The organism is Lysinibacillus sp. FN11, assembly GCF_024628845.1.
GTDB classification, from domain to species: Bacteria; Bacillota; Bacilli; order Bacillales_A; family Planococcaceae; genus Lysinibacillus; species Lysinibacillus capsici.
Window position 1 is genome coordinate 4,591,755 of the sequence record NZ_CP102383.1, and the last position, 22,927, is coordinate 4,614,681.

The 22,927-nt window shown below is 36.8% G+C and carries 15 protein-coding genes and 2 riboswitches; of the genes, 13 read left to right on the forward strand and 2 right to left on the reverse strand.

Annotation, left to right across the window (positions count from 1 at the left end):
- Window positions 1–33: 33 nt before the first annotated feature.
- Window positions 34–1,299, reverse strand: coding sequence for an Nramp family divalent metal transporter (locus NP781_RS24040; protein WP_257520993.1), 1,266 nt, complete (start codon window positions 1,297–1,299; stop codon window positions 34–36).
- A 221-nt stretch (window positions 1,300–1,520) separates the two neighbouring features.
- Here NP781_RS24040 and NP781_RS24045 point away from each other — a divergent pair, with 221 nt between their 5' ends.
- The 13 genes from NP781_RS24045 (at window position 1,521) to NP781_RS24110 (ending at window position 21,522) form a co-directional block, all read left to right on the forward strand.
- A complete protein-coding gene (locus tag NP781_RS24045; RefSeq protein ID WP_257520994.1) occupies window positions 1,521–4,064 on the forward strand; it encodes a winged helix-turn-helix domain-containing protein in 2,544 nt (847 codons plus the stop codon).
- A gap of 29 nt (window positions 4,065–4,093) precedes the next feature.
- Window positions 4,094–6,616, forward strand: a complete 2,523-nt coding sequence (locus tag NP781_RS25580) for a winged helix-turn-helix domain-containing protein (RefSeq protein WP_306829065.1) — start codon at window positions 4,094–4,096, stop codon at window positions 6,614–6,616.
- A 137-nt stretch (window positions 6,617–6,753) separates the two neighbouring features.
- Window positions 6,754–9,195 (forward strand): InlB B-repeat-containing protein, encoded by a 2,442-nt coding sequence (locus NP781_RS24060; RefSeq protein ID WP_257520995.1) that lies wholly within the window; start codon window positions 6,754–6,756, stop codon window positions 9,193–9,195.
- Window positions 9,196–9,345: 150 nt separating this feature from the next.
- Window positions 9,346–12,363, forward strand: a complete 3,018-nt coding sequence (locus NP781_RS24065) for a leucine-rich repeat protein (protein ID WP_257520996.1) — start codon at window positions 9,346–9,348, stop codon at window positions 12,361–12,363.
- Between the two features lie 98 nt (window positions 12,364–12,461).
- Window positions 12,462–12,746: a hypothetical protein gene (locus NP781_RS24070; RefSeq protein WP_257520997.1), complete on the forward strand. Its 285-nt coding sequence runs from the start codon at window positions 12,462–12,464 to the stop codon at window positions 12,744–12,746.
- 118 nt (window positions 12,747–12,864) lie between these two features.
- Window positions 12,865–13,560: a response regulator transcription factor gene (locus NP781_RS24075; protein WP_009373358.1), complete on the forward strand. Its 696-nt coding sequence runs from the start codon at window positions 12,865–12,867 to the stop codon at window positions 13,558–13,560.
- The gene (locus NP781_RS24080) at window positions 13,550–14,845 is read left to right on the forward strand and encodes a HAMP domain-containing sensor histidine kinase (protein WP_221683354.1); all 1,296 of its coding nucleotides are present in this window, start codon (window positions 13,550–13,552) and stop codon (window positions 14,843–14,845) included. The genes NP781_RS24075 and NP781_RS24080 overlap by 11 nt, the downstream gene beginning before the upstream one ends.
- Window positions 14,842–15,513: a PepSY domain-containing protein gene (locus NP781_RS24085; protein WP_257520998.1), complete on the forward strand. Its 672-nt coding sequence runs from the start codon at window positions 14,842–14,844 to the stop codon at window positions 15,511–15,513. The genes NP781_RS24080 and NP781_RS24085 overlap by 4 nt, the downstream gene beginning before the upstream one ends.
- Before the next feature lie 90 nt (window positions 15,514–15,603).
- A complete protein-coding gene (locus tag NP781_RS24090; protein ID WP_054548692.1) occupies window positions 15,604–16,128 on the forward strand; it encodes a PepSY domain-containing protein in 525 nt (174 codons plus the stop codon).
- 188 nt (window positions 16,129–16,316) lie between these two features.
- Window positions 16,317–16,466, forward strand: a riboswitch (cyclic di-AMP (ydaO/yuaA leader).
- Window positions 16,467–16,584: 118 nt separating this feature from the next.
- Window positions 16,585–18,408 carry an APC family permease gene (locus NP781_RS24095; RefSeq protein WP_257520999.1) on the forward strand — a complete coding sequence of 608 codons (1,824 nt, stop codon included), beginning with the start codon at window positions 16,585–16,587 and terminating at the stop codon, window positions 18,406–18,408.
- A gap of 164 nt (window positions 18,409–18,572) precedes the next feature.
- A riboswitch (purine riboswitch) is annotated at window positions 18,573–18,674 on the forward strand.
- A 135-nt stretch (window positions 18,675–18,809) separates the two neighbouring features.
- Window positions 18,810–19,394: a xanthine phosphoribosyltransferase gene (locus NP781_RS24100; RefSeq protein ID WP_221683358.1), complete on the forward strand. Its 585-nt coding sequence runs from the start codon at window positions 18,810–18,812 to the stop codon at window positions 19,392–19,394.
- The gene (locus tag NP781_RS24105) at window positions 19,394–20,692 is read left to right on the forward strand and encodes a nucleobase:cation symporter-2 family protein (protein WP_257521000.1); all 1,299 of its coding nucleotides are present in this window, start codon (window positions 19,394–19,396) and stop codon (window positions 20,690–20,692) included. The genes NP781_RS24100 and NP781_RS24105 overlap by 1 nt, the downstream gene beginning before the upstream one ends.
- A 308-nt stretch (window positions 20,693–21,000) precedes the next feature.
- Entirely contained in the window at window positions 21,001–21,522 is a 522-nt protein-coding gene (locus NP781_RS24110; RefSeq protein WP_004227692.1) for a DUF2179 domain-containing protein, read from the forward strand.
- A 49-nt stretch (window positions 21,523–21,571) separates the two neighbouring features.
- On the opposite strand, the gene NP781_RS24115 is transcribed toward NP781_RS24110, so the two are convergent.
- On the reverse strand, window positions 21,572–22,861 hold the full coding sequence (locus NP781_RS24115; protein WP_257521001.1) for a DUF2252 domain-containing protein: 1,290 nt from the start codon (window positions 22,859–22,861) through the stop codon (window positions 21,572–21,574).
- Between the last annotated feature and the right edge of the window lie 66 nt (window positions 22,862–22,927).

The window sequence follows — 22,927 nt, forward strand, 5'->3', positions numbered from 1 at the left end:
CAGGTGCTCATTCCTAGAGTACCTGGCTTTTTGTTATCCAAAAATTGTTTCCCACAGTAAGTAAATGTTTAACGTAACAACAATGACTACGACAAACCAACCTAAAACAGTTGTAATACGGTGATTAACTAGGCTTCCCATGATGTCTCGTTTACTTGTAAACATAACAAGAGGGACAAGTGCAAAGGAAATACCAAATGATAAAACAACCTGGCTAAGAACCAAAGCATAGGTAGCATTCACACCAGAGGCAATGATTGCAAGTGGTGGCACCATGGTAATCGCTCTACGTAAATAAAGAGGTATTTTTCTTTGAATGAAGCCCTGCATCACTACGTCACCGGCTAAAGTCCCTACAGAGGAACTAGCAAGCCCTGCAATAAGTAAACCAAGACCAAAGGAAATGGCAGCCAGTGGGCCGAGCGCATCTTTTAAGCCATTATAAGCAACATCTAAATCTTCAACTACAACGCCTTGGGTATGGAATACTGCTGCGGCAATTATGAGCATACTCATATTGATGGCACCAGCAATAATCATAGCGATGATAATATCGATAAATTCAAAACGGAAAATACGTTTTTTTTCTGCCTCATTCCGACCAATAATACGACTTTGTGTTAAAGAGGAATGTAAGTAAATAGCATGAGGCATAACGGTTGCACCTAAAATACCTGTTGCTAATAATAGTGAATCTACACCTTCAAAGTGTGGCGTGAACATGCCGATCGCTACATCGCCCCATGCTGGCTGCGCTAAAAATGTTTGAAAGGCAAATGCCAATACAACAATTAAAACCATGCCAGAAATACCTGCTTCAAAGGCTCTAAATCCTCTTCTTTGCAGCTCTAAAATAGCAAATGAACCCACTGCTGTAATTAATGCGGCGGGAAGCATTGGGATATTGAAAAGTAAATAAAGCCCTAATGCTGCTCCGATAAATTCCGCGAGGTCAGTGGCAATGATGACCAATTCTGCCTGTATCCACAAAAAGATAGAAGTTTTTTTAGAAAAATGCTCGCGTGCGACTTCAGGTAAATTTTTTCCTGTCGCAATCCCAAGCTTGGCAGACAGAGACTGAATTAACACAGCCATTAAATTAGAAAAGGCTATAACCCAAAGTAGTAGGTAGCCGTATTGAGAGCCTGCTGTAATATTTGTAGCAAAATTACCAGGATCGATATAGGCGACTGCTGCAATGAAAGCAGGTCCTAAAAATGGTAAAAATCTTCGCCAACCTTTTATATCTCCATCTAAAACCGCCTCTGCTGACGATTTTGTGACTCGTTTGTAAACCATATTGTTCCCTCGTTTCAAAAAGTATCATCAATGAAATAAAGTTTCCTATAGGAAAATAAGATATTAGTATTCTAACGCTAGGAATAAAAAAAGTGAAGTGGTTTGCTTTATCCTTCTAAAATAAGTATGCTCTTTTGGATGAAGTGAATGAGTAGAAAAATTAAATTGCAGGAAAAATTCAAAATATATAGAACTAATGAATGAAGAAGGGAGACAAGGTGATGGACATGGTATGGGTAAAATCAAAAGTAACAATTCCACGTACAGTGCCTGATGTAATAGAGAGGAAGAAATTATTTTCTATTTTATCTAACAGTAGAATGAAGAAACTAACCATAATAAAGGCACCAGCAGGATATGGAAAAACAACACTCTTAAGCCTATGGTTGAAGCATATTGATAAATCGGTAGCATGGTTTACAATCGATCAGAATGACAATGATCCTGTACGATTTTTAAGGTACTTAATACATACATTATCTTTTAGCATATTGAATGTAGAAAAAAAGTTAAACAATATACTAGATGAAACACCCCCCTTTGAAACAATTATAGATACACTGTTAAACGATTTGGATACATATAAAGAAAATATTCATATTGTTTTTGATAATTTTCAAGAAATCCACAACCCTCAAATTCATCAAATTTTCAATCGACTTATTGAATATTTACCAGCCAATGCACGGATCTATATAACGACGCGAACTAATTTAGAACTTCCACTAGCAAAATGGCGTGTAAAGGGTTGGATACTAGAAGTGGGGATGGGTCAATTATGTTTTGATTTAGAAGAGCTACAATCTTTCTTTAATTCTGTTACTAATGATGAACAGAAGGATACGCTAAAGCCTTTATTAAAGACAACAGGGGGCTGGATAGCAGGTATCCAACTGATAAAGCTATCAACAGGTGGAATGATAGGTAATCTTAGTAGTGAAGAAATTTTAGCCAAAGCTAGTTCATATATACATGAGTACTTCATACAAGAAATTCTTTTAATATTACCTCAAGTATTGCAGGACTTTCTACTACGAACTTCCATTTTAAACTACTTAGATCCCAATGTTTGTGCATATATCACAAACGGATTAGATAGTTTAACTACATTCTCAGAGCTGGAGAAAAATTGTTTGTTTATTGAACAAGTACAAGCTCATCCACCCGTTTATCGTTACCATACTTTATTTAGGCATGCTCTACAGGTAGAATTTCAAAGGCAACAATCCAATGAAATGATTACCTCTATTTATTACGATGCAGCCACTAATTTATGTCAAAGAGAAGACTATGTAGCGGCAATTGAGCTTGCTTTAAATGGCGAATTATACAAGCTTGCACATGAATGGATTCAAAAATATTTAGTCGAAATATTTGCCGAGGGACATACTCTATTATTTGGGGAGTGGATACAGAAATTAAGGAGTGCTCAGTTTACAGTAGATATTAATTTGCTTGTCTTATATATTACTACACTATTTTCAACCCATGAAATGGATCAAGCAAATAAAATCATAGAGGAACTACTTTTTAAACAAAATAAGTTGAAATGGATGGATGGTTTTCAATTTATTGCTGTAACAAAAATTTTCGAAATTATCAATGCTTATATAGGTTATATGGAAGATGGAGATCTTGAAAAAGCAAAAATAGGTTTACAGACACGCGTAAATGTAAGAAAAAATAAGTCCTCTTTATATCGTATTTCTTTAAAATATAATCAATTTGAGCCTAGAATTTTACGTACCTTTGTAGGAGCAAAAGGAAAATTCTTATCAGTAGAAAAAATGGATGAATTGATTCACGTGTTGAATGAAAGTGAAATAAGGGAGCGAAATATTACAGGGGTTACCTATGGATTACTAGCTGAAATTTTGTATGAAATAAATGATTTAGATAGGGCAAGTAAAGAGTTAGAAATCGGTTTACAATATGGTTTACATTTTCAAGATCCAGGATTATTTATACCAATGTACTTGTTAAAGGCACGTATTTATATGACTAAAAAACAATTCGAAGAAGCACATATGTTATTGATAGAAGCTATGAAGGAAACCGATAAACCTTATTGGGTCGGTATGCTCTATGTTATGAAAGCACAATCTTATTTATTGGAAGGTAATATTTCATATGCGCAACAGGAATTTTTTAGAGTGACGGATTTTATCAATTATAGAATTGCATCAAGAAATCCCTTTTATTTATTAGTTCAAGGTAAAATCCTATATGCTAAAAATCAACTAGAGGAAGCATTGCAAATTGCTATTCGTTTAAAAGAAGGAGCAATTCAGGAGAAGCAAATCGTTACGCTTATTGAAGCGGGTCTGCTAGAAGCCATTTGTCATTTTTCACTTGGTAAAGAGGATTTCGCTTTAACTGGATTACACGATGCCCTTGAGCATGGAGTTGTATATGGTTATTACCGTACATTTATAGAAGAGGATTCTATCTGGCCATTACTAAATAAATACTGGCGTATACGTCAGCATAGAAAGGGAGATACATTTAAGTCAGTGCCATTAGCATATGTAAATAAACTATTGCAGAATGACAGCTCAGAAGATGAATTTTTTGCTAACTTTACTGCAAGAGAAAAAGATGTTCTAAAATTACTTGCAGAAGGTGCTTCTAATAAGGAGATTGCTCATCAATTACAGCTGACAGAGGGAACTATTCGTATATATTTAACAGGGATTTACAGTAAAATAGGTGTGAAATCTCGCACAAAGGCCATTTTATGGGCAAAAGAATGGCTAGGCTTTTAAAGTTGTTAAAGAGAAAGGAGGTTTACATGATGCCAAATATTTTATTAGCCTCAAAAACAACAGTCCCTCAAACGGGCAAGCAAGTTATTGAAAGAGAACGATTAAATGCCATTCTACATCAGTCAACAGCAAAACTTATAGTAGTACAAGCGCCAGCAGGGTATGGTAAAACCACTTTGTTAAGTAGTTGGTTTCAGCAACTTGAAACGACAGTTGCATGGTATACAGTGGACCAAACAGACAATGATCCCATTCGTTATTGGAAGTATTTAATTCACGCTATTGGTCATTCCTTGCAGCCTGAAGCTTCCTCACGGATTGATTCTATACTGCATGCTCAACCACAGTTACCTTTAGAATATTTAGTGGACTCTTTATTAAACGAATTATCGCTATCTACTGAAAAGGTTCATATTATGATTGATGATTATCATCATATTTATAATGTCACTATCCATCAAACGATGACTCGCCTCATTGATTTCTTACCTGAACACTGCTTTATTTATTTGACTAGTAGATCAACTATTTCATTACCTATTGCAAAGTGGAGATTAAACCATTGCTTGCTTGAAATTGGTGTAGAGCATCTACTTTTTACATATGAAGAAGCAAAAGTATTTTATAAAAATTTAAATAAACAGCTAAATGCAAAGGAGCTTCAAAGGGTTTTTGAGATAACAGAGGGTTGGGCTACAGGGTTACAATTAACCAATTTAGCAGGTTTCCGCAATGTAGATGACAAAGAGTTTAGGGAAAATAATTCATATGTGATTCACTATTTAATGAATGAAGTTTTTTCAAAACTAGCACCACCTCTCCAAATCTTTCTACTTTATACTTCACTTTTGGAACAATTGACCGCAGATACATGTAATGTCCTAACAAACCGTACTGATGCTCAACTAGTATTATTAGAGCTTGATCAACAAGGACTATTTATTAGCAGAGTAGAAGCAAAAGAGCAGGTTTTTCGATATCATAATTTATTTAGAGAAGCATTGTGTCAAGAATTGAGCAATCGTTTTACTCAGCATGATATTTTGAATTTATATGAAAAAGCAGCTGTTGCTTTATATAATAATGGGAGTTTTTTATCTGCAATAGAGCTTGCTTTAAGCGGCAACTTGTTTATTTATGCTGAACAATGGATTCAGGAGCATCTTGTAACATTCCTTTCCTGTGGTCATTCCTCATCCTATGTAAAATGGATTGATACATTTTTGTCTAACGGGTATGAGGTACACCCAGAGTTGATGGTAATGTATGCCTATACACTCGCAGCATTACACAATTTAGAAGATGCTTATCAGACAATATTAAACCTAGAGCAAAAGCATAGGTCCAATCAATGGATGAATAAAAGCGAGTATGCATCCGCTGTCGATGATTTTCTAGGTGTGAAAGCCTATGTTTTTGTCATGAAAAATGGAGGTCTTTCTCAAGCTGGGGAATTTATTCGACAAAGACTGGAGAGAAATCCAGTCGGGTCCAAATGGGACGCAATATTTATACAATATAATCAAACAGAGCCTATGTTGTTTAGAACAAATATCGGATCTCGAGGAAAGTTGCTTTCAGATGAACAGGCTATGTCCTTTTTTGCTAAGTTTAGAACAGGGAAATTTAAAAACTTAAGTATGACGGGCTATAGCTATGGCGTGCGTGCAGAAAAATTATATGAGTGGAATCAATTTGCAGAGCTATCAATAGAATTAGAGGAAGCTATACGTTCTGGACATCAATTTCAAGATGCAGGATTGTTAGTACCGATGTACATTCTAAAAAGCAAAATAGCTGTGTTAAAAGAGCAGTATATTGTTGCTCAAGGCGTTTTAGATCATGCAATTGAAACGGTCAACGAACATCATTGGATTGATAGTATAAGAGTGATGAAGGCACTTTTATTTTTACGTGAACACAATCTTGTCCAAGCAGAACAGGAGTTAACCAAGATCAAAGAAAATGTGTATAAGGATTCTCCATTTTATTTGCTAGTAAAAGCACGTTATTTACTCATGACAGGACATTTACTAGCAGCACAGCAATTGATTATACACGTGCAATCACAGGCACAACAACAAGAACAGCTATCTACGCGGATAGAAGCTACAATTTTATTAGCCATATGTTTGGCGGAGCAAGGACAAGCAGATGAGGCGTTGAGGTCGTTACATCAAGCAGTGAAATTAGCTGAACCTTATCAATATATCAGAACTTTTATGGATGAGCCTCAAACATACGCATTATTAAAAAAATATGCCGTTATTCGACAGCAATCTTCTGAAAAGGAGTGGAGAGAGGTTTCAATGAGCTATGTTGAGCACTTGCTGGAAAGCGCTCAAAAGCATAAGCAAATTTCACCATTGGCGTCCCTTACAACTCGTGAACAGGAAATGTTTTCCTTATTATCAGAAGGTGCTTCTAATAAGGAAATAGCCGAGCAGCTATTTTTATCTGAAGGTACAGTAAGAGTCTATCTCTCGGGAATTTATAGTAAGTTAGGTGTTAAAAATCGAGCCCAGGCAATATTATTAAACACGCTGGAATAAGGTTATCCGTTATCTTTTTTAGGTAGCGGTCTTTTTTTTACATAAAACAATTAACATTCATCAATAGTGGAAGCATCTTGAATTTTCTAAGATAAAGGGAGGAGAATACTTGATTTTAAGAGGAAGGAGCGAGAGGAATGAAAAGAATCTCGAACATGATGATCTTTCTAATATTGCTCTTTTTCCAATGTGGGCAAATTCCAGCCTCTTATGAGGATGAGCATAATGCTATAGAAGAAGGAGCAGATAATCATGCTAAAAAGAGCCTTAACAAAAATCTAGTTGGTAATGTAAAGGAATTCTATACAGCGCCCAATGACACGGGCATAACACTTTTAGCCTATGGAGGGGCAGGAGGACATGTTGATATTCCAGCTGTTATTAATGGACAGCCCGTTACAATAATAGGGGAATCTTCATTTTTTAATAAGAATGTGACAAGTGTAACTATCCCTGAAAGTGTGACTAAAATAGGGGACAGAGCATTTTCGATGAATCAGCTCACGACTGTGTCTCTCCCTAATAGATTAGAGAGTATAGGGAATCTGGCGTTTTTTGAAAACCAGTTATCGACTATCTATATTCCTGATAGCGTAAAAACAATAGGCGCAGAATCATTTGCATATAATCAGCTAACAGATGTGACAATTCCAGATGGTATAACAAAAATAGAGAACGGTGTATTTTTCAAGAATAAATTAGAAAGTGTAACCATCCCCAGTAGCGTGACAAGTATAGGGAACTACGCATTTTATCATAATCACTTTACAACCATTATTCTACCAGATAACTTAAAGAAGATAGGGTTCTATGCATTTTATGGTAATAACTTGAAAGAGGTAACTATTCCTGAAGCAGTTACATATATAGATGAATGGGCATTTGCCTATAATCAGTTACATTGGGTTTACTTTAATAGATCATTAGTGTTGCAACCTAATACATTTAAGAACCAAGGTGACAGGTTTGATGGTTGGTATAGCGATTTGGCATGGGCAAACCCGTGGGATGGCAATGTCACACAGCCAACAAGAATTTATGCAAAGGGAAATGCGCAAACATATACACTTACATTTAACCCAAATAGCAGTACAACTGTTGATGAACAGAAAATACTGTCTGGAGAAAAGGCACTTGTCCCCGCAACTCCGATAAAAGAAGGCTCTCAATTTATCGGCTGGTATAAAGATGAAGAATTGACTATGCCATGGAACTTTGATACAGATGTTGTAATGGGAAACCTAACTTTATATGGAAAATGGGTGAAAAAACCATACACTGTTGTATTTCATACAGATACAGATACAACAACAGTGGAGGTATTGAATGGAGAGCTATTAACCAAGCCATCAGATCTAACCAAAATCGGCTATACATTTACAGGGTGGTATAAAGACAAAGAGCTGATGGTTCCTTGGAACTTCGATATAGATAAAGCGACAGAAAATATGACATTATATGGAGAATGGATAGCAAATGAATACATCATTACCTTTTATACAAATGGGGGGACAGTAATTTCTCCTGTGACAGCGAAGTATCATGAGGTAATAGATGAACCACTGTCCCCGACAAAAACAGGTTATAAATTTGTAGGCTGGTATAAGAATGAAGAGCTAACCAAACCATGGAGCTTTGATACTGATAAAGTGTCAGAAGATACAGCACTTTATGCGAAATGGGAAAGAGAAACTGTACATTATATTCTGGACTTTGCATCAAATGGTGGGAGTGCTATATCGTCCCAAAGGATTACTGCTAATACAACCGCAATGCAACCAATAAACCCAATAAAGGTAGGCTATTCATTTGCAGGTTGGTATAAAGATGCTCAATTTACAAAAATATGGAATTTTAATACAGATATAGTGACAGCTCATACTACTTTATATGCAAAATGGCAATGGCTAGCAAACAATTCATCAGGTGGTGGAGGAAGTTCCTCCCCAACACTAACAGAGCCAGAAAGGATAGAGCCAACCTTATCTAAAAAACCAGAACCTAAACCTGAAGAGCCAGCTAAGCCACAACCAACAGAGCCAACACCCCAAACAGAGGCAGATATTACTTTCTCAGATATTCCTCAGGGCCATTGGGCATGGACGATGATTCAGGAGATGGCAAGACAGGGCATTATTACAGGCTATCAAGACGGCACCTTCAAGCCAAATGCACCTATTCAGCGCCAGCATGTTGCCCTGGTGTTTACCAGAGCGTTAGAGCTAGAGCCGAAAAAAGAGGTGTTTATATTTAATGATACTCCTGAAAGCCATCTCTATTTTGAGGTAATTAAGCAGGTGCAACAAGCAGGACTGTTTGATGGCATAGATGGAAACTTCCAACCAAAATCTAATATGACACGTGCACAAATGGCAAAAGTATTGATAGAGGCTTTAAACTTAACAGCCCTTAAGAAAGAAACATTTAATGATGTATCTGCTGCTCATTGGGCATACAATTATATTGCTATTCTTGCGTCAAACGGTATCACAATAGGTGATCAAGGTAATTTTAGACCTAATGATGCTGTTACACGGGCAGAATTCGCAACCTTTTTATATAGAGCGCTCTCTCAATAAGAATAAATCCCATCACTGGTGTGATAAGACTACCAATGATGGGATTTTTGTATTTACCTAAAAATAATTAACATTCCTCAATAGTAGGAGTAAATAATTACCTTTAAGATGAAGAAGAATTATTTCATTTTTAAAGAAAGGAGAGACTATATGAAAGCAAAAAGTGTTAGATATGGAATATGGTTTACACTATTTATCTTCCTTATGTTATTGAAAATCCCTTTTACTTTTGCTAATGAAGCTGATTATGATGTTGAAGATAGTCCTGATGGATCGATAACTATAAAGACATACACAGGTACTGGCGGAGATATGGTAATTCCTCATCAAATACAAGGGAAAATAGTTACAGGGATAGATCCTTGGGTGTTTACTAATAAAAAGCTGACAAGCCTCACAATACCAGAAACAATAACAACAATTGGTGCATATGCCTTTTATCAAAATCAGTTAACAAGTGTGACACTGCCAAGTAATCTAACGAACATTAGTGATGGTGTATTTTCCTTAAACCAACTAACAAATGTGATACTTCCAAATAATCTAAGTAGTATCGGAAATTATGCATTTTCCGGAAATTTGCTAGAAAGCGTAGATATACCTAATAGTGTTATTAGTATAGGAGATCACGCATTTTCAACGAATGATATTGTCAATGTGAAAATCCCAGAGGGTGTAAAAATAATAGGGTCAAATGCATTTGCAAGGAATGATATTGAAAGTTTAGAGATACCAGAAAGTGTGAAAAGCATTGGAGATGGAGCCTTTTCTAATAATTACCTAAAGGAAATCATTATACATTCAAAAGATGTTGAAATAAGTGATGATGCTTTTATAGGGCATAGTCCTAACCTCATTATTTATGCTCCAGGGAATTCTTCTGTAAAAGAGTATGCAGATAGGTTGAATATAAACTTCCAAGGAATAGATTCTCCAGATCCTGTCAATGAAGCGGATTATGAGTGGACAAAAAATAGGGATGGGTCAGTAACGATTATAGATTACATAGGTACTGATATTGCAATAACCATTCCAAGTCAGCTAGACGGCAGGGTAGTAACTGCAATAGGCAGTGGAGCATTTGGTGAAAAAAGTCTTACACAGGTAATTATACCAGACAGTGTAACAAGTATTGGAGATCTGGCATTTGCAGAAAATCAATTAACATATGTGAAACTACCAAATACCCTTAAAAAGATAGGTGAAGGTGTATTCTTTACAAATAAACTTACTGCAATAGAAATACCAGATCAAGTGACTCAAATTGGCACATATGCATTTTTAGATAATACGCTTGCTACAGTAAAGCTACCAAATCAACTTAAGACAATTGGGGATTTCGCATTTATGGAGAACCAATTAACAAACATTGAGTTACCAGCAACTTTGGAGACTATAGGAGAATGGGCGTTTTCAAATAATCACCTGACCTCTCTAGTGATACCCTCTAATGTCGTAAGTATAGGAGAGTATGCATTTGCTACAAATCAACTTGCAAATGTAACGATTCCATTCAGTATAACAAGTATAGCGGAAAGTGTATTTCTCGATAATCAGCTTACAAGTATAGAGATTCCTAGTAGTGTAACGAATATTGGTAGATGGGCTTTTGGCGAGAATAGACTTAGTAGTTTAGAAATTCCTGAAAATGTAATGACTGTAGAGGATAATGCCTTTAATGACAATAATCTTAATCATGTGAAAATATTATCGGATGCAACGATTCTTTTAGAAGATATTTTTAATGCAAATCCAAGTAATTTAATTATTTATGGTCATGATGCATCGACTGCACAAGCCTATGCCAATCAAAATAACCACCAGTTCGAGTTACTTACTTATCGAATTATCTATCATGGAAATGGAGCTGAACAAGGAAATCCGCCAGTAGATATGAATATGTACCCAAGAAATACGCCAGCAACGATAGTAGATAATACAGGATCGTTAGAAAAAGCAGGCTATATATTTGGTGGTTGGAACAGCACTAACGCGGGGGATGGTATAGATTATGCAGTAAATAGTATTGTTGATATTGAAGAATCCAATCTTGCGTTGTATGCGAAATGGATAGCAAATTCATATATTGTCACATTTAATACAAATGGGGGAACAGCAATAAATCCTATTACCGTAATGTATGATGGACTAGTAAGTATACCAGTAATCCCAACAAAAGCAGAGTATATATTTTTAGGCTGGTATAAGGATGCTCAATTCACAACACCATGGAATTTTACAGCAGATAAGGTAACCCAAAATACAACCTTGTATGCAAAGTGGGAAAAGGTCGTCACACAGTATACGGTAGGTTTCGAAACGAATGGTGGCAGTGCAGTAGCATCACAAAAGGTAACTGAAAATACCTTGGCAACAAAGCCAACGGACCCAACAAAGGCTGGTTATACATTTACAGGCTGGTATAAGGATATTAATCTTACAACACCATGGGATTTTTCCAAAGATGTAGTGAAGGCTAATATTACATTATATGCCAATTGGGTAACAGGCGGTTCAACGGGTGGTGGAGGAAGTATATCTCCGAATCCAGCCCCAATACCAGAGCCTACCATACCTATAAAACCAGAGCCTAAACCTGAAGAGCCAACTGATCCACAGCCTACAGAGTCAAGACCCCAACCAGAGCCAGATATCATCTTCTCAGATATTTCTCAAGAACATTGGGCATGGACGATGATTCAGGAGATGGCAAGACAGGGCATTATTACAGGCTATCAAGATGGCACGTTCAAGCCGAATGCCCCAATTCAACGCCAGCATGCTGCCCTGATGTTAACAAAGGCATTAGAGCTAGAACCGAAAAAAGATGCGCGAGAATTTAATGATATACCTAAAAGCCATCTCTATTTTGGGGTAATCGATCAGGTACAACAAGCAGGTCTGTTTGAAGGCATAGATGGGAACTTTCAGCCAACTACTAATATGACACGCGCTCAAATGGCAAAAGTATTAGTTCTGGCCTTTAATTTAACTTCAACGAATAAAGATACGTTCAAAGATGTGCCAAAAACACACTGGGCATACAACTTTATTGCTATACTCGCAGGAAATGGTATCACAATTGGAGATAATGGCAACTTTAGACCAAATGATCCTGTAACGCGTGCAGAGTTTGTAGCATTTTTGTATAGAGCTTTGCATCAATAATTAAAAACCTCACCAATGGCTATCCATAAAGCTTATGGTGAGGTTTTTTTGTTCAAATTATTAACATTACTCAATAGTGCGTAAGGATGTAAATTATTATGCTAATAGAAAAGGAAGTGTTTCTATTGAAAATCGTTCGTCTTATCTTCTTCATATTATTCTTAAGTTTAGCTTTTGTCTCGATTAAACTTTCAATTAAAACAGATGAAAGGAATTATGATTGGCGTAATAACTCTGATGGTACAGTGACAATTATTCATTACAATGGTCCACATATGGAGTTTCCCTTTCCAAACCGTTTAAATGGCAAAAAAGTTGCTAGGGTAAGCTCAGGAATTTTTGAAAAAAGGGATATTTACAGCTTTTTACCGAAAGTTTATTAATTAAAGACGTACCCTGTGTCAAAAAAAGAAATGTATTGTCTTTCTCATCATTTTCTAATTAGACTTTCACCACTTGTATCGTATACGATGAAAAGAAAAGGCGAAGGACGGATTCGACATGACACATCGAATTTTAATTATAGAAGATGAAGAAAATATTGCGAGAGTGCTACAACTGGAGCTTCAATTTGAAGGATATGAGGCAGCAATGGCCCATACAGGAACAGAAGGCTTACTACAATACCGTGAGCAGCAATGGGATTTAATTTTACTTGATATCATGCTACCTGAGATGAGCGGTATTGATGTGCTAAAGCGTATTCGTGCAACAGAATCTCAAACACCTGTTATCATGCTAACTGCCAAAAGCGAGGTAGAGGATAAGGTAAAGGGCTTGGATTTAGGAGCCAATGATTATGTGACAAAGCCTTTTGAAATTGAGGAGCTACTGGCACGAATTCGCAATGCATTACGGTTTTCGCAGAAGGTAAGTCCAAAGCAAGTTGCACTTTCATTTGGCCATTTATCGATAAACGAGCAAACAAGGGAAGTTGTATATTTTGATAAGGAAATTCAGCTGACACCTCGTGAGTATGATTTGTTGTTCTATTTACTAAAGCATCCTAAACAAGTACTGACAAGGGAGCAAATATTAGAGGCTGTGTGGGGCTATGATTATTATGGGGATACAAATGTTGTGGATGTTTATATACGTTATGTACGACAAAAGCTTGAGGCTGCTAATCCAACACCTCTTATCCAGACAATTCGAGGTGTTGGATATGTGCTAAAGGAACATAGTTATGAGACTTAAAACAAAAATCCATCTACTAACAACATTGCTTATGCTAGTTATAGTAGTGGCAACAAATAGTGGAATTTATTTGTTATATGAGAAATTTGCCTATGATACGGAATATAATCAGCTTCAGTCACGGGCAAATGAGTTAAGCTCTACACTGAGTCAGTTAAATGCACAAACCAACCTACAGCAAGTATTAAGAGCCTATATGCCAACAGATGGTGCCGTTTATATTTATGATGGCGAACTTTTGAAAACGAAGGTTCAGGCTACACTTGAAATGCAAGAGGTCCCTTCTATTACCTACACAATGCCTGCCATTTGGATCGACGGAACGGTGGTGGACATAACATTGCAGCAATCTATGGAAGAAGTAGAACGGACATTAGATTTGTTAAAGGTCATCTTAGTTGTTGTATCTGTTGTGGCATCGATTCCTATTTTCCTAGCGAGCTTGGTACTTGGGCGACTTATTTTATTACCGTTAGAACGTTTAAATGAGACCATGCGCAAAAGTGCATCTACTGGGAAATATGAAAAAATAGATACCACAGAAAAAGGTGGGGACGAATTAACAAACATTAACCGCACTTTTAATATGATGATGGAGAAGCTTGAACAACATTATCAGAAGCAACAAGAATTTGTATCAAATGCCTCCCATGAATTAAAAACTCCTATAACTGTCATTGAAAGCTATGCAAAACTACTCCTAAGGAGGGGGTTTGATAATCGGGAGGTTGCTCAGGAATCCTTGCAAGCTATTGCCAATGAATCATCTCGTATGCATGAAATGGTATTGCAATTGCTAGAACTAGCTAAAAATAAAGAGCAATTGGACGTTCATTTCGAACAACTAGAGCTTGCCCCGTTCTTAAATAAAGTAGCTTTACAAATGGAACAGGCTTATCATCGAACATTTAGAATTGATGAGCAGATTCCAAAGTTTATTTATAGTGATGAAAAAATATTGAAGCAACTACTTTTTATTTTGCTGGATAATGCTAGGAAATATAGTGAGGATGAAGTACGTATTCAAGCCACTGAAACAACCAATCATGTACGTATTACCATCCAAGATTTTGGTATTGGTATTCCAATCGAGCATATTCCTCATTTGTTTGAGCGTTTTTATCGTGTAACAGAGGATCGTAATCGTAAAACAGGTGGTTCAGGGCTAGGGCTAGCAATAGCACATGAACTGGCACAACAATTAGGTATAACGATCGATGTGAAAAGTAAGCTAGGGGAAGGCTCAAGCTTTACTTTATGTATACCAAAGGAGGGACAGCAATGAAAAAGTGGATGTTAGTAATTGTTGTTATTATCCTTCTTTGTAGTGGAGTAATTTGGTTTGTTCAACATCGTTATTTTTACGTTCAACCTATTAGTGAAGCGGAGGCTATTCGCCATATTGAGACTATCTACAATGGTGATGTTACACAAGTTGAAAAACAAGGAAATACCTTTGAAATGCTTTTTACGCGTGAGGATGTCAAGTATGCAGCTATACTTGACGTTACGACACAACAGATAACTGCTCTAATCATGAAAGAAGGACAAAGTAAATTACTATTAACAGAAAAGCAGATCAGACAAATGGTTAAAAAGGAATATGGAGATGTAGAAAGCGTTATGCTTACAGACTCCGTTTATACTGTACGTGTTGAAAATGAGAAAATTCAAAAGGATTTAACCCTTGATGGTTATACAGGCGAACTACTGGCAGAGAAAAAGGTTGAGCCACAAGAACAACCTATCGAAGAGCCTATTATTACTGAGCAACAGGCTATTCAAATAGCTCTTAAGCAATTAAAGGGTGAAGTGGATTCAGTTGATTTTGAAGAAACCTCAGAGGGTGGTTACTATTTAGTTGAGATTGAAACGCAGGAGGACGAAGCTACATTTCAAATTCATGCTGTTTCAGGAAAAGTACTGTCTGTAACATGGGATGACGATCATTAAATCATTCTCATGAAATTCTAATGTTCCTCTTATAGTTCTATCATCTTCACTTGGTAAGCTAAGTTTAGATAAAACAAAGGAGAGATGAACATGAAAAAAATGATAATGATTCCAGCATTAGTAATTACTCTTGGAGTGGGTGCAGCGATTGGCTCGACGACTTTATTATCAGGAAATGCCCAAGAAAAAAAGGTCTTATCCATGCAGGAAATTGAGAAGAAAGCGCTAGCGGTAGTGGATGGTACAGTTGCAAATATCGAATTTGACCAAAATCAGTTTAGCTCTATTTATGAAGTAGAGGTGTATACAGATACAGAAGAATATGATTTAAAATTTGATGCTTATAGTGGGAAATTACTCAAGCAGAAAAAGGAACGTTTAGATGACGATGATTGGGATGATCATATTCCTGCTACGACTGCTACAACAAAAATAATTACAAAAGAGCAGGCTATCAAGACAGCCCAAACAAAAGCAAAGGGTAAAGTGACAAAAATTAAGCTTGATGATGGTGTATATGAAATTGAATTAAAAGACGGTCAATATGAATACGAAGTAGATGTGGATGCAGTCTCTGGAAACATTATAGATTTTGAACAAGGCTTTGATGACTAATTTAATGAGCTGTCTTAAAGGGAGAACATACCTTTAAGGCAGTTTTATTGTTTTTATTGTGGGTATTTACTAGGTATTCAGGAAATTTACTTTAAGAAGTGGTTATTTATATGTTCAAAAAAGAAAAAATTTTCTTCTTTACTTTTTCAATTAGCAGGCGTACTATGACATCATTATAAAAGTTTCAAATTTCTAAATCGCTGAAGCAACTAAACGCGGGGGAACCAATTTTGATGGATGGCATAGCCATTCTTGGGGTGAATCTCTTCCTTTTGGAGGAGTAGGGCTACTCAGGCCCGAATCCGACAGCTAACCTCGTAAGCGTTAAGAGCAGAAAAGTGGAGCTTGGCAGACGGATGAGCGTCTACAAGTCTTATTTAGTGATGACTTGTAGGCGTTTTTTGATGTAATTTAGAAAGGCGAAACACATTCTATGAAACTAGAAGGTGTTTATCAATGAAATCCTCATTCAAACGTTATGTAATCGGCAAACCATTAAGATCCGATGCGTTAGGGGAACAAAAGCTAAGTAAAACAAAGGCACTGGCCATATTATCATCAGATGCATTGTCATCAGTAGCCTATGGACCAGAACAAATTTTAATTGTCCTGATGACGGTAGGTACAATGGCGTTTTGGTATTCTTTACCTATTGCCGCTGGAGTGGTTATTCTACTCGTGGCACTGATTTTATCCTATCGTCAAGTTATCTTCGCCTATCCACATGGGGGAGGCGCCTATGTCGTATCACGAGAAAATTTAGGCGTGAATGCAGGTCTTGTTGCAGGGGGTTCTTTGCTTGTTGATTATATTTTAACAGTAGCAGTAAGTGTGTCGGCCGGGACAGATGCTATTACATCTGCATTTCCAAGTCTTCATGCTTATAATGTACCCATTGCTATTATATTTGTGATTTTCTTAACGATTTTAAACTTGCGAGGTGTAACAGAGTCAGCCTCTATCTTGGCTTACCCAGTTTATCTATTTGTAGGCGTTATACTGTTGCTAATCGGGATTGGGCTCTATAATGTGGCAACTGGACAGGTGCCTGCAGAGTTACATCCAAAGATTGGGACACCAGTGGCAGGGATTAGCCTATTTATTTTATTAAAGGCATTTGCATCAGGAAGCTCAGCGTTAACAGGAGTAGAGGCTATTTCTAACGCCATACCTAATTTTAGAAATCCTGCTCCAAATAATGCTGCTAAAACGCTTTTAGCAATGGGCGCCATTTTAGCCGTTTTATTCATCGGGATTGTTAGTCTAGCTTATTTTTATGGCGTTGCACCAACAGCAGAAGCAACAGTCGTTTCCCAGCTAGCAGAAGCTAGTGTTGGTCGGAATTTTCTTTATTATATTGTTCAGGGGACAACTGCAATGATTTTAGTACTTGCCGCAAACACAGGGTATTCAGCATTTCCCTTGCTTGCTGTGAATTTATCGAAGGATGGTTTTATCCCAAGAATCTTCCAAATCCGAGGGGACCGTCTTGGCTATTCAAATGGTATTTTAATGCTAGGTATTGCTACCATTGTTTTAATTATACTTTTTGACGGGGCCACAGAGCATTTAATTCCGCTCTATGCAGTAGGCGTATTTATTCCCTTTACATTAGCGCAAACGGGGATGATGAGAAAATGGTGGCGCGAAAAATCTAAAGGCTGGGTAGCAAGATTTACGATCAACACAATTGGGGCCGCTATCTCTTTCATCGTGGCAATGATGTTTTTTGTGACAAAAATGCCTCAAGTTTGGCCGGTGTTTATCTTTTTACCAATTATTATTTTTGTATTCCATCGCATTAAGCAACATTATCAAGCTGTTGGAGAACAGTTAAGGTTAAATCATGAGGAACTGGCTACTATTGAGGGGAATGTTTTCATTGTGCCAGTAGCTGGCATAACAAAGGTGGTTGAAAACTCCCTACATTATGCCAAATCACTTAAGGTTGATAAAGTGATAGCCTTTTATGTAGCTTTTGACCAAGCAGATGCAAAAGCTTTTGAAGAGAAGTGGAATGCCTGGCAACCTGATGTACGATTAGTTACCTACTATTCACCATATCGCAGCATTACACAGCCATTAATTAAATTTATTGATAAAGTAGAACATCAATGTACGAAGACAGGTCATAAAGTAACGGTTGTTATCCCTCAATTCTTACCGAAAAAAGGGTGGCATCATATGCTACACAACCAATCGAGTCTTCTCATTCGTACATCACTGTTATTTCACAGAAATGTCGTCATTATGACAGTACCGTTCCATTTATCAAAATAATGCTAGCAAGCTAGAAAATAGTCTGTTATAATCAGTACGTTGATTGAAAACACGAACGTTTACAATTAAAAAGTTACAGAATACCATTAAATTCCGAAAAATCAAACTTTTTTTGGTGAGAGATAGTAGCTCTTGCCGAATAAAGTGATAAATTGGTTATTCTGATAGTTTCATACAAATTCACTCATATAATAGCGAGAATAGGGCTCGCAAGTTTCTACCGATTTACCGTAAATGAATCGACTATGGGTAGCAATGCTTTTAGAGAACTTCTATTTTAATGATGTTTTCTATTCATTTCGACGTTTTTGCGCTGAATGCTTTGCTCCACTCGTAGCAGAATGGAATCAAAGTATTCAGCGTTTTTTTATAATTTTTTACGAAAGAAGGATATGAAAGAAATGAAGTTATTACAAGACAAAATTATGCAAGAGGGTAAAGTATTATCTTCATCCGTATTAAAGGTTGATACATTTTTAAACCATCAAATTGATCCCATTCTAATGAAGGAAATTGGTCATGAATTCGCAAATCGTTTCTCTGATCAAGTGATTACAAAGATTTTAACAATAGAATCTTCAGGTATTGCCCCATCCGTGATGTTAGGCTTAGAAATTGGCGCGCCTGTCGTGTTTGCTCGTAAACGTAAATCATTAACGCTTTCAGATAACCTTTATTCATCAAAGGTACATTCATTCACAAAAAATGAAACAAATGAGATCTCAGTCTCACGTAATTTCTTAAGCGAAGATGACAATATTTTAATTGTAGATGATTTCTTAGCCAATGGTGAGGCTGTCAAAGGCTTACTTGATATTGCTGCACAAGCGGGTGCAAATGTTGTGGGAGTTGGAATTGTTATTGAAAAGGGCTTCCAAGATGGCGGAAAATTATTGCGTGAGCAAGGTGTTCGCGTTGAGTCATTGGCAATTGTAGATTCTCTTGAAGATGGCAAAGTAACATTTGCTACGGAGGCTCGCGCGTAATGAATACCTTTAAATCGACTGCGCTAGCGATTCAACATTTACTTGCAATGTATGCTGGAGCCATTTTAGTGCCATTGATTATCGGTGGGGCAATTGGCTTCGATTCAACACAAATGACGTATTTAGTAGCGATTGATATTATGATGTGCGGGATCGCTACACTTTTACAAGTTTATTCAGGTAAATTCATTGGTATCGGCTTACCTGTAGTACTTGGCTGTACATTCACAGCGGTAAGTCCAATTATTGCGATTGGTACAAACCCAGAGCAGGGTATTACGGACATTTATGGTTCTATTATTGCCTCTGGTGTAATTGTAATGATAATTGCGGGCTTCTTCGGTAAGCTTGTGAAATTCTTCCCACCAGTCGTAACAGGGTCAGTTGTTTCAATTATCGGTATTTCCTTATTACCAGTAGCATTAAACAATATGGCAGGTGGACAAGGGGCTGAGGATTTTGCTTCTGCTTCTAATGTAGCCTTAGCCTTCATTACATTGGTTATCATTTTAGTCGTTTATCGCTTTTCTACAGGCTTTGTTCGTGCTATTTCTATTCTGATAGGATTAGTAGTAGGTACCGTTTTAGGTGCCTTCATGGACAAGGTAGATTTCACGCCAGTTGCAGATGCTAATGTATTTCACATGGTACAACCTTTCTACTTTGGCATGCCAACATTTGATGTAACGGCGATTATTACCATGACACTTGTAGCAATGGTATCTTTAGTAGAATCATCTGGTGTTTATTTTGCGTTAAGTGATATTTGTAATAAAAAATTAGATTCAAAAGATTTGGCTCGTGGCTATCGTTCAGAAGGTCTAGCTTCAGTAATTGGTGGTATTTTCAATGCCTTCCCATACACAACATTCTCACAAAATGTGGGACTAACGCGTATGTCAGGTGTAAAAGACCGTAAAGTCATTTACATCACAGGTGGCTTACTTGTAGCACTTGGCTTCCTACCAAAAATCGCAGCGTTAACAACGATTATTCCAACGTCTGTATTAGGGGCAGCGATGCTTGCGATGTTCGGTATGGTCATTACGCAAGGTATGGGTATGCTTGTACCAGTTATGAACGAGTCAGCAGAAAATGCGATGATTGCTGCGATTGCAGTAAGTTTAGGCGTCGGTGTATCAGTGGTTCCTGGCATTTTTGATGCACTGCCTACAAGCGTTTCAATCTTAACATCTAATGGTATCGTTTGTGGTTCTGTAACAGCGATTATCCTTAATATTTTATTCAACATGATTGGGCCAAAGCATAAAAAAGACCCGATGCATGGGGGAGTATAAAAAGATAATTAAATAACATTCATCAAAATATTCTACATATTTTGATGAAAAGAATAGTGTCACCTACTTTTATCTATTGATTTAGATTTGAGGAGGTGCCACTTTTTTGTCGTTATGGACTGTATGTTTTAAACTATTGATAATAACTTTAGTTGAAATTTGTTCCTTTAACATAACTCTAGACAGTCATATGGAATGTTTAACATTAGAACTAAAAGGGAATTTAAAATAGAGTTGTTGAAATCGCATGTAACTCTCTCTTTCAACATATACTTATATAAAACTACTCTCAGAAAGGTCTAGTACAAATGCAAAGTATTGTTTTAATTTTAATCCTACAATTAGTATATGTACCTTTTTTAACATTACGAACAATATTTTTAGTAAAGAATATCACGTTCCTTGCTGCGATATTTGGGATGCTGGAGATGTTGGTGTATGTATTTGGCCTTTCACTCGTTTTCAGTGGGAAGCAAAGTATGTTATCTATGGTTGTCTATGCAGTTGGGTTTGGATTAGGTATATTTTTAGGAGCAAAAATAGAACGAAAGCTAGCGATAGGCTATGTTTATACAACCATTAATACACAAAATAAGAATGAAGAGCTTGTGAAATTTCTTCGCAACGAAGGGTTTGCAGTCACGATTTATATAGGAGAAGGGCGAGATAGTAACCGCTATAAATATGAGATCTTAACGAAGAGGAATCGTGAAGGAGAGCTCTTTCAAATAGTAGAGCAATTTGAACCGAATGCGTTTATTATCTCGTATGAGCCTAAATCATTTAAGGGCGGCTTTTTACTTGCTCGTATGAAGGCTAAGCAAAAATAATATTCATTATGAGAGGACCTCGCTAAAAGCGATGGTCCCTTTCTACATGTTACATAAATTTTGTTTCAACCCAATTTTTGAATAAGTCAAAATCTGTATAGACGATTTCTTTGTAGCTCATTGCTTGTAAAATTGTATGTTCTATAAATACATTCCGTTCTTTGCCGATCGCTTTTAAAATCTCCTCCTCGCTGTGATAGGTAAAAACAGGAGAATAATCGATATCAGCTCGGGCATGTATTTTAGCAGCAATTTTCCCCATAAGTGATGTTGTAGTAAAGTAATCCTCTATATCCTTATAGTTTTTAGGCTTAATCTTCTTTTTATAAGGAGAACGTTCACGAATATAAAATTCCTGTCCATTCATCGTGATAAAGGCTAAATGGGGGTCCTCTAAATGGTGCATGGCTTTTTGAGTTCCGACTACACGGGCTCCCTGGTGTTCATAGTGATCCCAAAATAGATCCTGATAGGGAAGAAAGTAGGCAGGGATGGCTGTGCGTACTTCTTTCATTTCTAACACTAAATTTTCAACTCCTGATGCACCCTTTTCGTCTTCCACTAAAATATAGTAACGTTTTAAACCGATAGAAGCTGTCCCAGAGCCATACTTATAAGCTATGTCCCTAATTTTATAAGTAGAAAGTGCGTTTGAAATGGCACTGTATTCCTCAGCAGTGACTGGTTGAATTTCTTCATTCCATAAGAAAGCACGTTCGCCATCTTCATTGTGATACGTAATATCTTGTAAGAAGTAAGACCTTTGGCGTTTCTCAAGCTTTTTCAATAACCTCTTTGCGGGTCCCTTTGTATTATCTTTTGTAAAAATGAGTGTTAGAGGATCATCCTGTTTACGCTCAAATCGTTTTAGCTGATCAATATAACTGTTAAGAAAATGTTGAATAGCCGTTTCTTGGGTTACCTTATGTAAGCCTTGTTCCTCTAAATAGAGCGCAATACTAACACTCATTCTAACAATATCGTATAAATAAGAGCCAACATAGCCCTCATCGAAATCATTGACATCAAAAACAATGGAGCCTGCTTCATTTTGAAAAGCACCGAAGTTATCCATATGCATGTCACCTTGAATCCAAGTCGGTTTTCTATCAGGAGTATGGAAGATTGAAGCGGATTTTGTCATATCAAAATAAAAGAGATAGGCACTTCCGCGTAAAAAGCGAAATGGACTTTCAAGCATTTTACGGTATTTCTCCAAGCGCTGTACCTCAGTTAAACGCATTCGTTGAACATCAAACTCTTCAAAGATTGTCTCCAATTGTTCTTGTCTTAAAAAAGTTCTAGTATGTTTTACTTGTTCCAATAAAGCATGCTCCATATCATTATCCCCTTTGTTATTTTAAAATTTATCTGTATATACGGAAATAAATTGAATAAGTTTCGA